Source organism: Nocardia carnea (genome assembly GCF_029868855.1).
GTDB lineage: Bacteria > Actinomycetota > Actinomycetes > Mycobacteriales > Mycobacteriaceae > Nocardia > Nocardia carnea_A.
On sequence record NZ_JARWOV010000307.1, the window covers coordinates 1 to 14,996 of the forward strand.

Here is a 14,996-nt window from a genome sequence, read left to right on the forward strand (position 1 = left end):
ACCCCCGCCCCGGCCGGCGCACTCCTGTTGCGACTGCCCACCTGGGGGGTATTCGACCTGCTGGCCCAACTTCCGCTGATCCTGCGCGGGTGGCGGGGGTAAACCATGCAGGTGCGGCGGCGCGCGGCCGCGGCGGAACGCGACCGCGCCGAACGTGCCGCCGATGTGGCGATCGCGGAGAAAGAGGCAGAAGTCCGCGCCGAAACCGCCGCCGTGCAGGCCGACCGGCAGCTGGCCGCCGTCCGCCTGGAAGCCGAGGCCGATACCGCAATCGACCGGGAACGCCAGCGGACCCGCGTGATCGCCGCCCTCGGCGGGCTGGAGATAGGGGTCACCGAGCGCACCCCCGAATCCACCGGCTCACCGGCCGGCCGATCGGCACTGCCGGTCGCGACAGGCTCCGATCTGCCGGTCCCGCTCGACAAGAGCCCCGCGCGACCGTCCCGCGGCCTGGAACTCCCGCTGGTCGGCACGGTTCCGTTCACCGATACCGCCGCCCGCTGGATCGGCCCGCTGGTACCAGGTTTCGTCAGTGCGGCGATCGAAGACGCCCTCGATACCGCGAGCCGGCCACTGCGTACCGCCCGGCACGTCCTCAGCGAAGCCGAGGAGATCACTTTCACCCTCCGCCGAACGCGCAACGTCACGATCGACGGCACAGTGGCCGAGTCACGACCCGGATACGGCCGGCCCCGCGGGACCTCCTCGGACCGAGAGTCGATCGTGGACGCCGAACTGACTCTGGACCCCGACGCGATCGTCTCGGCGACAACCCGTCTGGAACCCGTCACCGGCGCTGCTTTGCCGGGCCGGACAGCCGGTGAACTACCGGACGGACGCAAGCCGCGCGAACTACCTCCAGGCAGCTGACCGGCACCGGCCGACAGCCGACCGATCCGCAATCGGCCATCGCACCCGCCCAGGAACCGGTATCGGGATCGATGACCCCTGCGGGCGCATACCTTCCATCGGCGTTCCGATGGAAGGTTTATCGAACGGCTATCGGCCGAAGACACGGCGCGGCCGAATCAGCACCGGAACCCAGCCCTCCCCTACCCGTTAGACTCGGCCGCGTGCAGCCTGCCGCCCATACGGCCGGCTCCGTCGGGGCGGGAGCAGATCCGGAACACCGGGCCCGGAAAGCGACGGTGCCGATCCGTCCGCTGAGTTTCCGGGAATTGCTCGACGAGCCGTTCGCGCTGCTGCAGTCCGATATCCGGGTCACGGCGGGATGCGCCGGGCCGCTACTGGTGGCCGGTGCGTCGATGGTGGCGGCGTTCATCGGACTCGTCTCCCACCTCACCGATGGATCCGACGACGGCACCGCCCTCGCGGCGCTGTGCGCCACCCTCACAGTCGCCTGGATCATCCGGACCGTATTGCGCGGGGTCACCGTGACCACGGGCCTCGCCCGCGCGGCCGGCGCTCCGATCGGTGTTCGGACGGCCTTGCGGCAGACCGGGGAACGCCTGGGTCCGCTGCTGCTGACCCAGGTCTCGTTCACCGCCATCGGTTTCGCCGTACTCGCGCCCAGCGTGCTGTTCTTCCCGCTCGGTTTCCTCGGCGTCGTCTGGTTCCTGCTCGTCTACCCTTTCTGCTGGTTCGGTCTGGCGTGGTTGCGGGCGCGGCATCTGGTGGCGGTACCTGTGCTTTTCGCCGAGCAGACCACCGCCCGTGCGGCACTCGGGCGTGCAGGGCAGCTCACCGGCGCCCTGCGGATGCAGCGGACCGGTGTCTGGATCTGCCGCCAACTGGTGTTCACGGTGCTGACGGCGCCGCTACTGGGCCTCGCGCTGTTCGTCAGCGATATCTCCGGCACACATCGCTGGCCCTTCCTCGTCCTGCTGACCGGCACCGGACTGCTGCTGGCGGCCGTCACCGAGATCGTGGAATCCAGTGCCCGGGTGGTCGGCTATCTCGACCTGCGGTGCCGGCGTGAGGGCATGGATATCGAAGTCCCCGGCGCGAGCCGAGGTCAGCAGTGACCGATCCGCACCGCGCCGCCCCGGACCGGCCGCATCTCGATGCCGCGGACACTCACCGCACCGCCGCCGAACACGCCGCGGCACAGGGTGATTACGACACCGCGCTGCGCGAGCGATTCCGTGCGGTGCTGCGCGGACTGGAACAGCACGGCGTACTCGAAGTGCGTCGTTCCCGCACTGCCCGCGAGACCTCCCACGAGGCCGCGGCGGCACTACCGCCCGAGCTCTCCGGCGAAATCCTCCCGGCCGCCGGGGCCTTCGACGAGGTCGTCTACGGCGGCCGCCCCGCAGCGGCGGACGAATACCATCGGCTGGCCCGCGCCGATCAGTTCTCCGCCGCGGCGCCGCCCCCGGTGGCCGAAACGGTGGATGACGAGGTCGCCGGGCGTAGATCGCGGCCGCGGCGGGGTAGCCCGGAGCTACCCGCGATGGTGCGCGATCCCCGGTTCTGGGCTGCGCTGGCGGCCCTGGCGGTCGTGCTGCTGGTGCTCTACGGAGTAGCGCAGGGCTGCAGCGGTCCCAGCGCACCACAACCTCCGGAAACCCCGCCGATCGATCCACCGGATGACTACGATCCCGACCTCCCCCGCCCGACCGGTGACGATTCCGTCTTCTCCAGCGGACCTCCCTGGCTGGTCTTCGGCCTCCTGCAATTCCTGATAGCGGGCGTCGTGCTCGTGTGGTGGCGGGCGCGGCGCCGCGGTGCGGTGGTCACCGAACCGCGGCCGGTGGAGGTGTCCGCCGGCGAACTTCTCGCCGGGCAGGCCGGCCTCTACCGCCGCTCCGGCGACCACGCGCATATCGCGAACATTCTGCGGGCCGCCACACTGCGCCGCCTGCGCCGTGCCCTCGGCGTCGACGCCGGTATATCCCCGGATGCCCTGGTCGCCGCGGTCGCCACCAGAATCGGGTCCGACCCGGGCACCGTCGGCTCGGCACTCTACGGACACGTACCGGATGCATCGAGCCTGGAACTCGTTGCCGCGCAACTCGAATGGATCGAAGCGGAGGTCGGATGACCAGTATCGACACCACCAAGGCCGGCGTAGGGGGTCCGGCAGCGCCCACTGCAGGTGAGGCCGCGGCCGCTTTCGCCGCCCTGCGCACCGAAATCGGAAAGGCGGTCGTGGGCAACGACAACGCGGTCATGTACCTCGTGCTCGCCCTGCTGTGCCGCGGCCACGTATTGCTCGAGGGCGTCCCCGGCGTGGCAAAAACGCTGCTGGTCCGGGCGCTGGCCACCGCCCTGGACCTGCAGCACAGCCGGGTCCAGTTCACTCCCGACCTGATGCCCGGCGATGTCACCGGCTCACAGATCTACGACCCGCATTCCGCCGAATTCACCTTCCGCAACGGCCCCGTCTTCACCAACCTGCTGCTGGCCGACGAGATCAACCGCACACCGCCGAAAACCCAGTCCGCGCTCCTGGAATCGATGGAGGAACGTCAGGTCTCGGTCGACGGACAACCCCGCACCCTGCCCGACCCCTTCGTGGTGGTCGCCACGCAGAACCCGATCGAGCAGGAGGGCACCTACCCGCTGCCCGAGGCGCAGCTGGACCGTTTCCTGTTCAAAGTGGATATCCAGCTGCCCGAACGAGACGACGAATTCCGAGTCCTACAGCGACACGCCGAGGGTTTCGATCCGCGTGACCTGGCCGCCGCCGGGTTACGCCCGGTGGCCGGTCCCGCACATATCGCCGCGGCCCGCGCCGCGATCGCGGGGGTAGGGATCCGTCCCGAAGTACTCGCCTACATAGTCGACCTCTGCCGTGCCACCCGGACAGCCGCAGCCGTCGCACACGGCGCCTCCACTCGCGGCGCTACCTCCCTCATGGCCGCCGCCAGAGCATTGGCCTGGTTGAACGGCCGGAGTTTCGTGACACCGGACGATGTGAAAACTGTCGCGGTGGCCGTACTGCGGCACCGGCTGCATATGCGTCCCGAGGCCGAGATCGACGGGATCACCGGCGAGCAGGTGCTGGCCGGCCTGCTGCAATCCGTCCCGGTTCCGGTGTAGCCCGTGGTCGTCACGGGCCGGCTGTTCGGGATCGCGGTCGCGGCGGCGGTATTCGTCACGGTGGTTTCACCGTCGTGGTTCGGTGTCCTGTTGACGACCGCACTGCTGTGCGCACTGGCCGCGACCGATCGTGCTCTCACCGCCGGCAGCGCGGACGTGGTGCTGGAACGAACGGAGCTGACGGTTCTGCGGCTCGGCGCCGCGACCGAGATCGAGCTCGCGATAACCAATACGGGCCCCCGCGCGGTTCGTGGCCGGCTGTGGGACGACTGGCCCGGAAGCGCCGGGGCCGCCGACCGGGAACACCGGCTGGACCTCGCACCCGGCCATCGCGTCCGCGTGCACACCACTCTCACACCCACCCGCCGCGGTGATCGCGCCGCCGGCCCGGTCACCGTGCGCCTGTTCGGCCCGCTTGGGCTGGCCGGTCACCAGTTCCGGCGAGTGGTACCGGCGCGGGTCCGGGCGTTGCCGCCCTTCCGCAGCGAACGGCTACTCGGGGGCAAGGTCAAGCGGCTGCGACAGCTGGAAGGCCGAAATCTGGCGGATCTACGCGGCCAGGGCACCGAATTCGATTCGTTCCGCGAATATGTGCCGGGCGACGATGTCCGCACCATCGACTGGCGCGCGACCGCGCGGGCCACGGATGTGCTGGTGCGCACCTGGCGCCCGGAACGCAACCGGCAGCTGCTGATGCTGCTGGACACCGGCCGGATCAGCGCTGCCCGCGTGGGCGCCGGTACGCGCCTCGACAACGCGATCGAGGCGGCCCTGCTGCTGGGCAGTCTGGCCGCCGCGGGCGGCGATATGGTCGGTCTGCTCGCCTACGACCGCGAAGTACGCGCCGAGGTACGTGCCGGAGTCGGGCGCGGTGTGCAACCGAAACTCATGCATGCGCTGGCCGGCGTCACTCCCGTTTTGGTCGATACCGATTCCGAGGGCCTGGCGCGGGCCGCCCTCCGCCGGGCCCGCCGACGCAGTCTCATCGTCTGGTTCACCGGACTGGACACTGCGGCGGTCACGGAAAACCTGCTCCCGGTACTGCCGGTGCTGGCCGAGCGCCACCGGGTGCTGATCGTCTCGGTCACCGATCCGGAGATCGCCGCCGCGGCCGCCGACCGCACCGATCTGCGCGCTCTGTACCGGGCGGCCGCCGCCGAGTCCCGGCTCGCCGAGCAGGCGGTACTACAGGAATCGTTGCGCAGGATGGGGATCGCCGTCATCGCCGCAGCGGGACCCGACCTGCCGGGTGCGCTGGCGGACGAGTATCTGGAGCTCAAACAGTCTGCGGCCCTGTGATTCCGGCACACTCGTCGTTGCAACGCACCTCATCGTGACCATGCAACCGGCGCCTGCGACGACGCATACATCAGCGGTGGAGCCGGGAAGGCGGGTAGCGAACGCCGCTGCCGTTCGGCGATTACGCTCCCGAGAATCTGTACAGGCGGATACCCCGCCGGGGCCGCGACCCGCAGCCGTGCGCAAACAGCCGAAACGAGCGCCTGTCCGATCTCGTACTGCGCGCCCGGGGTGAGGGAGTCGACGCGGGTCAGATACTGACGCACCGCCAGCGCCAGATCCTCGGGCAACCCGGTGAGATCGAGTCCGGCCGACCATCCGGTGAGCCAGGCCGGGGGTACAGCCAGCGCCGGCAGGGACAGTTGCTGCCGAATATGCACGACCACCGTTCCCGCCAGGACATCTCCCACCCGGCGCGCGTGGGGTGAGCACACCGAACTCGCCACCGCGATGAGGCCGAAGAGTCCGAGCATCCAGAAATCGACGATCGCACCGGTCAGGCCGCGGGTGAGTGCATGGCGAAAATCCACGGGGCCGCCGTCGGCGCGCACCACGCGTAAACCGAGAGCAAGTTTGCCCGGTGTCGCACCGCGCAGCACGGTTTCCCAGATCACGGGGTAGCCGACCAGCACGGTGACCAGCGAAACCAGCATCAGAGTGGCGGACCAGGGGCTGCTGTCGTCCCCGCGCGTCACGAGCATCACCAGGGTGAGCAGCAGGATCCCGAGCACGATCTGCAGAATCAGATCGAGAACGAATGCCGCGGCGCGGGTCGGAATACGGGCGACCGGCAGTTCGAGCGCCACCGCTTCGCCCGTCGTGAATTCAGCCATATCGCATAGCATTCTTTCATGGCGACCCGGCTCGTAACCGGCTTCGCCGAACGCGGGGGTACACCGCCGGTGCACCGGGGCACCCTCGGTCTGCGCGGTTCGCCGGGCCGGTGCGCAGTGGCAGGACGGCGGAGCGGGAGATGAGCCGATGGATGTGGACGCCTACAGCACAAGGCATCGCCGAGCCTGGGCCAGGCTGAACTACCTGGCCGGCCGGCGTGGCCTGTCCGGCGCCGAGGCCGATGAACTGGTGCGGCTCTACCGGCAGACGTCCCAGCAGCTGGCACGGTTGCAGACGCACAGTCCGGAACCGGAACTCGTCGCCGGTTTGAGCGCCGTACTGGCGCGGGCCCGCGGCAGGATCGTCGGGAGCTCGCCCGACACCTTTCTCGAGATCGGGCGATTCTTCACCCACCGGTTCCCGGCCGCGGTCTATCGGGCCTTCGGGTGGTGGCTCGCCGTGGCCGTCGTATTCCTCGCTGTGGTGGCGGGCTTCACGACATGGATTTCGGTGGCTCCCTCGGCGCGCAGAACCCTTGGGCTGCAAGAGGACACCAGAGCACTCACCGCGCCCGGCGGTGCCTTCGAAACGTATTACACCGAGCATCCGAACGACGCCTTCGCCGCATTGGTCTGGACCAACAATGCCTGGGTGTCCGCACTGGCCCTGTTCCTCGGCATCCTGATCCTGCCGGTGCTGTACCTACTGTTCATGAACGCGCTGAATATCGGCGTGACTGCCGGACTCATGGCAGATGCCGGCCGGCTCGATTCCCTGTTCGCTTTCCTGCTTCCGCACGGAATGCTGGAGTTGACAGCGATTTTCATCGCCGGTGGTGCCGGCCTCCAACTCGGCTGGACCCTCGTCGATCCCGGACGCGCGAGCCGGGCCGAAGCGGTGGCCAGGCAGGGCCGCACCACCGCCACAATCGCCCTGGGCTTGGTACCTACGCTCCTGGTAGCGGGCCTGCTCGAAGGTTTTGTCACGCCGAGCGCATTGCCCACACCCGTTCGGATCGCTTGCGGCCTGCTCGCCGAGGCACTGTTCCTCGCCTACATCTTCACCGCCGGCCGTAGGGCGAGCGCCGAAATCGAGTCCATTGCCGTCCTGCCGACCGCCGGTGGACATCGGGCCTACGAATAGACAACGCCGAGCACACAGCGCCGGGCACCGCTTTGTGAGGTGACAGCAACGCGGATTCGTTGATCAGTGCGAATTCCCCCGATTGAATTCCGCTGGCCGCAGCGAGTCGCCGCTCTAGCTGCGGCCAGCGTTACCGTCGACTCTACACAATCGTTATGCCTACGCAACCCACTGCGTAAGAGGTCACAGGTATAAGTCCGAACCCAGCAAACCGTCAGACAACCCCCGCGGGACCCCACCCCAGCTAACTTCCAGCATGCACACACGGCCTTACAACGGTGCTTTCATTTGCAAGTACATTTGGTTTTTACTGGTCACGGGCATATCCGTTACCGGGGTTACACGCAACCGGAAAGCGGCTCGCGGCAACCACGGTCCGAACCGCCGTTAACTCGGCCAATCCAACGGCGACCAGGGCATTCGCGAAGGATTAACACAGTCCCAGAGTCGGTCACAGAGGGAAAAGAAACTCCAAGTTGGTTTATTCCCCTCAAACCTTCGCCGAACCCGTATTCACCCACTATGAAGACCAGCGCATTGTTAACCAGGGTGGTTCCAGGACGTGAACTGGGTCACCAGCGGTGCCGAATAAGGCAAGCCTCAGCAGTGGCGCCGCAACCGAAAATTGGTTGTGTGACCTTGGTCTCATTCGGGCATACGACCGGGCGTGGCGGCTCACAGCACACGCGAATCCCTTCTCGGGGCAACCCCGCCCATCTCCGGCCGCAGGATCGGGCTGCGTTATAGAAAGGCGCGGCGAACCAGCGACTGCGGCACACGGACTTCGACCGGCCGCGCTGCCGAGAGCGGGTTCGTATGCAGGACCCGTCACCGGGCGGCCGGATTCCGGCCCGAACAGTCGACCGGAAACGAAAAAGCCGTGGACCCTGGTCCACGGCTTTCAGTGGGCGAAGGGGGACTTGAACCCCCACGTCCCGAAGGACACTGGCACCTGAAGCCAGCGCGTCTGCCATTCCGCCACTCGCCCGAGCGACGGATCAGACACTAGCACGGAGACGACCGCGAGACGAAATCACGTGGTCACAGGGTTGCCGGACCGGGCTGTGAGGTGTATTTCCAGGCCAGTTCACGCGCGTGGGGAACTCCGTCGCCGTTGCGGTAGTTACAGGTATAGCCGATCGTGGATATCATGCAGAGAACGTGCTCGTAGAACGACACGCCGCATTCGCGTGTCGTCGTAAAGAATGAGGAGAGACTCACCGAAGGGAGGGCCCAGATGGGGATCGTCTCGAGATTCGAGCGCCGCCTCCAGGGCGCCGTCGGTGATGTCTTTGCCCGGGTCTTCGGCGGGAACGTGGTTCCGCAGGAGGTCGAGGCCGCGCTGCAGCGTGAGGCCGCCGACAGTGTCCAAGATCTCGGCGGCGGGCATCTGCTCGCACCCAACAGCTATGTGATCACGATCAACTCGTCGGACCACCGGCAATTCGATGCCGATCACGACCTCACGACCCGCGCTTTCGCCAAACATCTGCAGGATTACATCCGTGAACAAGGATGGCAGACCTACGGCGAAGTACACGTGGTCTTCGAGGCATCCCCTACGCTGCACACCGGAATGTTCAGGACGAGCGGCCGCGTCGACCCCGATGCCGGCCGTGGAGCTGCCTCGGCTCACCGCCCGGAACCGCTACAACGACCCGCTAACCCGCAACCAGGAGCTGGCCCCATGACGCAGAACTCTGGCTACGACCCGAGCCGTGAGCACGCGGAGTCCGATCCACGCAATCGCGGGTACGCTCCCGGACCCGCGGGACGCGGGCCGCAGAACGGCGCGTACCCCGAGGACTACGGTCCCGGCGCGCAGTACAACGGCGCCCCCGATTATCAGAACGGCTACGAATACCAGCAGGGCGGCGCCCCCTACGACCAGCAGGGTTACGGCGGTCAGCCGGGTTACGACCAGGGCGGATATGCCCAGCAGCCCGGCTACGACCAGGGCTACGACCAGCAGGGCTACGCACAGCCCGGCTACGACCAGGGCGGATACGCCCAGCAACCGGGTTACGACCAGCAGGGGTATGCCCAGCAGCCCGGTTACGACCAGGGATACCAGGGACAGCCCGGCTACGACCAGGGCTACGACCAGCAGGGCTACGCCCAACAGGGTGGTTACGACCAGCAGGGTTACGCACAGCCCGGTTACGACCAGGGCGGCTACGACCAGCAGGGGTATGCCCAGCAGCCCGGCTACGACCAGGGTTACGACCAGCAGGGCTACGCGCAGCAAGGTGCCCAGGCATATCCGCAGGGCGCTGCCCAGCAGGCCCCCTACGGCGCCCAGGGCGGGTACGCACCGGCGGCCGGCCCCGGTTTCTCCGCCACGCTGGCGCTCGACGACGGCAGCGGCCGCACCTACCAACTCCGGGAAGGCAGCAATATCATCGGCCGCGGTCAGGATGCCCATTTCCGGCTGCCGGACACCGGTGTCTCCCGCCGCCATATCGAGGTGCGCTGGGACGGCCAGACCGCGATGCTCTCCGATCTCGGCTCCACCAATGGAACCCTCGTCAACGGTTCACCGGTCCAGGACTGGCAGTTGGCCGACGGCGACGTGATCCGTGCCGGGCATTCCGAGATCCTCATCCGTATTGTCTGATGCCGTAGGCTCGCCGTGCGGATCACGGGACGGCTCTCGCATAATAGGGCGGTCCAATCGTGATCGGTCTCGTCCGACGGTCCTATGATGTGCCGACACACGCGCGGCGCCGCAAGGCGGGCCGCCGGGACGAGCACGGCCAAGGGGTGGGTACACCACTCCGACGGCACCGGCACACGGTCGAACAGGAGGTGGAGCGCCGTGCAGGGATTGGTTCTGCAGTTGACCCGTGCCGGGTTCCTCCTGCTGCTGTGGCTGTTCGTGTGGGCAATCCTGCGTACCCTCCGCAGCGATATCTACGCGGCCTCCGGCATACGGCTCCAGAACCGGGGACCGCGCGGTTCCGCGGTACTGCCGTCGATGCGCCGAGGCCAGAAGGGCGCCAAATATCTTGTGGTGACTCAAGGTTCTCTTGCCGGTACCCGTATAACCCTGGGTACCCAACCGGTTTTGATCGGCCGTGCGGACGATTCGACGCTGGTCCTTACCGACGATTACGCCTCAACCCGACATGCCCGGCTGTCCCTACGCGGTGACGACTGGTACGTCGAAGACCTCGGCTCGACCAATGGTACCTACCTCGATCGCGCCAAAGTCACCACCGCAGTCCGCGTTCCGCTCGGCACACCTGTCCGGGTCGGCAAGACAGTGATCGAGCTCCGATCGTGACACTTGTTCTCCGCTACGCAGCGCGCAGCGACCGCGGCCTGGTCCGCGCAAACAACGAAGATTCCGTCTATGCGGGTGCCCGGCTGTTGGCGCTCGCCGACGGTATGGGCGGGCATGCCGCCGGTGAAGTCGCGTCACAACTGATGATCGCCGCACTGGCGCATCTGGACGACGACGAGCCCGGCGAAGACCTGCTGGGCAAATTGAACCGGGCCACCCATGCCGGCAATTCCGCGATCGCCGAACAGGTCGAGGAAGAACCCGAACTGGACGGGATGGGCACCACGCTCACCGCGATCCTGTTCGCGGGCAAAAAGCTCGGCATGGTCCATATCGGCGATTCGCGGGCCTATCTGCTGCGCGACGGCGAACTCGCCCAGATCACCCGCGACGACACCTTCGTCCAATCGCTGGTCGACGAGGGCCGGATCACCCCGGAACAGGCGCATACCCATCCCCAGCGATCGCTGATCATGCGGGCCCTCACCGGCAACGAGATCGAGCCCACGCTGGTCATGCGGGAGGCGCGCGCCGGGGACCGCTATCTGCTGTGCTCGGACGGTCTCTCCGATGTGGTGAGCGACGAAACCATCGCCAACACCATGCGCGAAGGCAGTACCGACGAATGCGCCGATCGACTCATCGAACTGGCGCTGCGCAGCGGTGGCCCGGACAATGTCACCGTCGTCGTGGCAGATGTGATCGATCTCGACTACGGCCAGAGCCATCCGATCGTCGCCGGCGCCGCCTCCGGAGAAGCCGAGGACAACCCGCCGCCGAATACCGCCGCCGGCCGCGCCGCCGCCATGCGACCCCCGGCCGCCGCCCCACGCCGTACCGCGACCGAGCCCGAGCCGCCGCCGAAGAAATCACACAAACTGCGATGGTTACTGCTCGCGGTGGCGCTGGTGTTCGCCGTCGTCGTCGGGCTGGTCGTCGGCTACAAGATGATCCGGTCGAACTACTACGTGGGCGCGGACAACGACAGCGTCGTGGTCATGCAGGGCCTGCCGGGGTCGATCCTGGGCTATTCCATCCATGAGGTGAACCTGGTCGGCTGCGTCACCGCCAAGGGTGAGCTCACCCTCGCCGACAACGGAGCTCCCTTCCCCGCGGGCTGCCTTCCCCTGAAGGTCAGCGATCTCGAACAGACCGGACGTGATCAGGTCGAGCGCGGCCTGCCGCCGGGCACGCTGGAGAAGGCCCGGGAACAGATGAGCGTCCTGGCCGACCGCGAATTGCTGCCGGTGTGCAAGAAGAACGGTTCCGCCGCCCAACCCGGCGTTGTGACCACCACTCCGGCACCGCCGGCCACACCGGCTCCGCCCATGCCCACCGAAGCAGCTCCGCCGGCGCCCGCCACGCAAGCACCCGGCCCCAACGGTGAGAATCCGGCACCGCCGGCGCCGCCGACCACCTCCGCGCCGGCGCCGACCACCACCGCTGTGCCCCAGACGCCGGGGGAGAACTGCCGGGTGACGGACTGATGTCCGCACCGGCAGCACCGTCCGCCGGGGCTTTCCCGAGTCCCCCGGGCGGTTTCGCGGCAACGCCGCCACCGACGTCGCGGCGCAATACCGAGCTCCTACTGCTCGGTTTCGCCGCGTTCATCACCACGGCGGCGTTGTTTCTGGTGGAAGCCAGCCAGGAACAGTCCCTGACGTGGGATATCGCGAAGTACGGACTGGCGTATCTGGGGCTTTTCGCCGTCGCGCACCTGGCAGTACGACGATTCGCGCCCTACACCGACCCGCTGCTGCTGCCGATCGTGGCGCTGCTCAACGGACTCGGCCTGGTGCTCATCCACCGGCTGGACCTCGCCGACCAGCAGACCGCCGCCTACAACTCCTGGGATATCCCCTCACCCGACGCGAATTCGCAGATTCTGTGGACCGCACTGGGGATCATGCTGTTCGTGGGAATCCTGGTGGTGTTGCGCGATTACCGGACCCTGGCCAAATACTCCTACACGCTCGGACTCGTGGGATTGGTCGCGCTGGCGATTCCGGCACTGCTGCCCAGTTCGTTCTCCGAGGTCAACGGCGCCAAGATTTGGATCCGGCTGCCCGGTGTGAGCCTGCAACCCGGTGAGTTCGCAAAGATCCTGCTGATCATCTTCTTCGCCTCGGTTCTCGTCTCCAAACGGGAACTCTTCACCGCGGCCGGCCGGCATTTCCTCGGGATGGAGTTTCCGCGGGCCCGGGACCTGGGCCCGATCCTCGCCGTCTGGATCGTCTGTATCGGCGTACTGGTCTTCGAGAAGGATCTCGGGACCTCACTGCTCATTTTCGGCACCGTGCTGGTGATGCTCTACATCGCCACCGAGCGGGTGGGCTGGCTGCTGATCGGCGGCGGCCTGCTCATGGTCGGATTCTTCTTCGCCTACCAGATGTTCGGGCATGTCCGGGTCCGGGTGGAGACCTGGCTGCACCCCTTCGAGGACTACAACAACACCGGTTACCAGATCGTGCAGTCACTGTTCGGCCTGGCCACGGGCGGGCTGGCGGGTACCGGTCTGGGCAGCGGCCGGCCGTCGCAGGTGCCGTTCGCGAAAACCGATTTCGTCGTCACCACCATCGGCGAGGAACTCGGGCTCATCGGCCTGACCGCCGTACTGCTCCTGTTCCTGATGCTCATCCTGCGCGGAATGCGGACCGCCCTGGCAATCCGCGACAGCTTCGGAAAACTGCTCGCGGCCGGGCTGGCGTTCACCCTCGCCATCCAGATCTTCGTGGTCGTCGGCGGAGTGACGAAACTGATCCCGCTCACCGGTCTCACCACGCCGTTCGTTTCCTACGGCGGTTCCTCCCTGCTCGCGAACTATATTCTCCTGGCCCTGCTCATCAAGATCTCCGACGCGGCGCGCGCACCCGCCCCGGCCAGGCGCCGAGAGCCGGCGCCCGCACCGCTGGCGGAGGCGCAGACGGTGATGGTGTCACGACGGCAAGGGGGTCAGCAGCGATGAACACACCGTTACGCCGAGTGGCCATGGCGGTCATGGCGATGATCGTGGCCCTGCTGCTCAATGCCACGTACATCCAGGTGATCAAGGCCGACGACTACCGCGCCGATCCACGCAACTCCCGGGTGCTGCTCGACGAATACTCCCGGCAGCGCGGGCAGATCTCCGCGGGCGGCGCCGTACTCGCCAGTTCCGTCGAAACCGACGACCGATACAAGTATTTGCGCGTCTACCCCACCGATCCGGCCGCCTTCGCGCCGGTCACCGGCTTCTATTCGATGCAGTACGGCAGCACCGGCCTCGAACGGGCGGAGGATCCGGTCCTCAACGGTTCGGATGCGCAACTGTTCGGCAGCCGGCTGGTCGATCTGGTCTCCGGGCGTGACCCCCGCGGCGGCAATGTCGTCACCACCATCGACCCGATGATGCAGCAGGTGGCCTACAACGAACTCACCAGCAAGGGCTACACCGGCTCGGTTGTGGCCATCGAACCCAGTACGGGCAAGATTCTGACCATGGTGTCCACGCCCAGCTACGACCCGAACCTGCTGTCCGGGCACGACGGCGCCCAGGGCACCCAGGCCTGGGAGAGTCTCAGCGCCGACGAGAACCAGCCGATGCTCAACCGGGCGATCTCGCAGACCTACCCGCCGGGATCCACCTTCAAGGTCGTGGTTACCGCGGCCGCGCTGTCGAACGGGGTCGCCAACCCGCAGTCCCAGTTCACCGCGGCGCCGAACATCACCCTGCCCGGAACCAGTACCACCCTGGAGAACTACAACGGCACCAACTGCGGTTCCGGTGCCACCGCGACCCTGCACGAGGCGTTCCGCCGGTCCTGCAACACCGCGTTCGTCGAACTCGGTGTGGATGTCGGCGCGGCGGCGTTGGAAGACGAGGCGGCCGCGTTCGGTATCGGCCCGCATCGCGGGATCCCGATGCCGGTCGCCGAGAGCACCATCGGCAATATCCCCGACGACGCGGCGCTGGCGCAGAGCAGTATCGGCCAGCGTGATGTGGCGCTCACACCACTCGACAATGCCGTGATCGCGGCTACGGTGGCCAACGGCGGCGTGCGGATGGAACCGTATCTGGTCGACCAATTGCAGAACCCGGACCTGAGTGAGCTGTCCACCACCGAACCGGTGTCCGTGGGGCAGGCCGTGAGCGCCGATGTAGCGTCTACGCTGACCGATCTGATGGTCGCCTCCGAGGAGAACACCGCGGGTAGCGGCGGGTCGGCTTATCGGATCGCTTCCAAGACCGGCACTGCCGAACACGGCGCCGATCCACGCAACACACCACCGCACGCCTGGTATATAGCGTTCGCGCCGGCCGAGAACCCGAAGATCGCCATCGCGGTCATCGTGGAGAACGGCGGCGACCGCGCGCTGGCGGCAACCGGTGGGTCGGTCGCCGCGCCGGTTGCCCGCGCGGTATTGGACGCCGGTCTGCGAGGTCGCTGAA

At 67.3% G+C, this 14,996-nt stretch carries 12 protein-coding genes and 1 tRNA gene; 11 read left to right on the forward strand and 2 right to left on the reverse strand.

Going from position 1 to position 14,996, the window contains the following annotated elements; all coding sequences use genetic code 11:
• Positions 1 to 105: 105 nt before the first annotated feature.
• From QH195_RS31670 to QH195_RS31690, 5 genes are all read left to right on the forward strand, one after another.
• Complete coding sequence (locus QH195_RS31670; protein ID WP_280438097.1) at positions 106 to 870, forward strand: hypothetical protein; 765 nt, start codon at positions 106 to 108, stop codon at positions 868 to 870.
• 203 nt (positions 871 to 1,073) lie between these two features.
• Positions 1,074 to 1,985 (forward strand): hypothetical protein, encoded by a 912-nt coding sequence (locus tag QH195_RS31675; RefSeq protein WP_280438098.1) that lies wholly within the window; start codon positions 1,074 to 1,076, stop codon positions 1,983 to 1,985.
• Positions 1,982 to 3,004 (forward strand): DUF4129 domain-containing protein, encoded by a 1,023-nt coding sequence (locus QH195_RS31680; protein ID WP_280438099.1) that lies wholly within the window; start codon positions 1,982 to 1,984, stop codon positions 3,002 to 3,004. The genes QH195_RS31675 and QH195_RS31680 overlap by 4 nt, the downstream gene beginning before the upstream one ends.
• Positions 3,001 to 4,005, forward strand: a complete 1,005-nt coding sequence (locus QH195_RS31685; RefSeq protein ID WP_280438100.1) for an AAA family ATPase — start codon at positions 3,001 to 3,003, stop codon at positions 4,003 to 4,005. Before QH195_RS31680 ends, QH195_RS31685 begins: the two co-directional genes overlap by 4 nt.
• A gap of 3 nt (positions 4,006 to 4,008) precedes the next feature.
• The gene (locus tag QH195_RS31690; protein WP_280438101.1) at positions 4,009 to 5,304 is read left to right on the forward strand and encodes a DUF58 domain-containing protein; all 1,296 of its coding nucleotides are present in this window, start codon (positions 4,009 to 4,011) and stop codon (positions 5,302 to 5,304) included.
• A 29-nt stretch (positions 5,305 to 5,333) separates the two neighbouring features.
• Here the strand turns inward: QH195_RS31690 and QH195_RS31695 are convergent, their stop codons facing one another.
• A complete protein-coding gene (locus QH195_RS31695) occupies positions 5,334 to 6,137 on the reverse strand; it encodes an RDD family protein (protein WP_280438102.1) in 804 nt (267 codons plus the stop codon).
• A gap of 148 nt (positions 6,138 to 6,285) precedes the next feature.
• Between QH195_RS31695 and QH195_RS31700 the strand changes: the two genes are divergently transcribed.
• Complete coding sequence (locus tag QH195_RS31700) at positions 6,286 to 7,281, forward strand: stage II sporulation protein M (RefSeq protein WP_280438103.1); 996 nt, start codon at positions 6,286 to 6,288, stop codon at positions 7,279 to 7,281.
• Between the two features lie 905 nt (positions 7,282 to 8,186).
• On the opposite strand, the gene QH195_RS31705 is transcribed toward QH195_RS31700, so the two are convergent.
• Positions 8,187 to 8,269, reverse strand: a tRNA-Leu gene (locus tag QH195_RS31705).
• Between the two features lie 249 nt (positions 8,270 to 8,518).
• Between QH195_RS31705 and QH195_RS31710 the strand changes: the two genes are divergently transcribed.
• The 5 genes from QH195_RS31710 to QH195_RS31730 all read left to right on the forward strand — a co-directional run bounded on the left by QH195_RS31710 (position 8,519) and on the right by QH195_RS31730 (position 14,995).
• Positions 8,519 to 9,898 (forward strand): DUF3662 and FHA domain-containing protein, encoded by a 1,380-nt coding sequence (locus tag QH195_RS31710; protein ID WP_280420366.1) that lies wholly within the window; start codon positions 8,519 to 8,521, stop codon positions 9,896 to 9,898.
• Positions 9,899 to 10,099: 201 nt separating this feature from the next.
• The gene (locus tag QH195_RS31715; RefSeq protein WP_033243787.1) at positions 10,100 to 10,567 is read left to right on the forward strand and encodes an FHA domain-containing protein FhaB/FipA; all 468 of its coding nucleotides are present in this window, start codon (positions 10,100 to 10,102) and stop codon (positions 10,565 to 10,567) included.
• Positions 10,564 to 12,054: a PP2C family protein-serine/threonine phosphatase gene (locus tag QH195_RS31720; protein WP_280438104.1), complete on the forward strand. Its 1,491-nt coding sequence runs from the start codon at positions 10,564 to 10,566 to the stop codon at positions 12,052 to 12,054. The genes QH195_RS31715 and QH195_RS31720 overlap by 4 nt, the downstream gene beginning before the upstream one ends.
• On the forward strand, positions 12,054 to 13,532 hold the full coding sequence (locus QH195_RS31725; RefSeq protein ID WP_280420368.1) for an FtsW/RodA/SpoVE family cell cycle protein: 1,479 nt from the start codon (positions 12,054 to 12,056) through the stop codon (positions 13,530 to 13,532). The genes QH195_RS31720 and QH195_RS31725 overlap by 1 nt, the downstream gene beginning before the upstream one ends.
• On the forward strand, positions 13,529 to 14,995 hold the full coding sequence (locus QH195_RS31730) for a peptidoglycan D,D-transpeptidase FtsI family protein (protein WP_280420369.1): 1,467 nt from the start codon (positions 13,529 to 13,531) through the stop codon (positions 14,993 to 14,995). The genes QH195_RS31725 and QH195_RS31730 overlap by 4 nt, the downstream gene beginning before the upstream one ends.
• Position 14,996 lies beyond the last annotated feature (1 nt).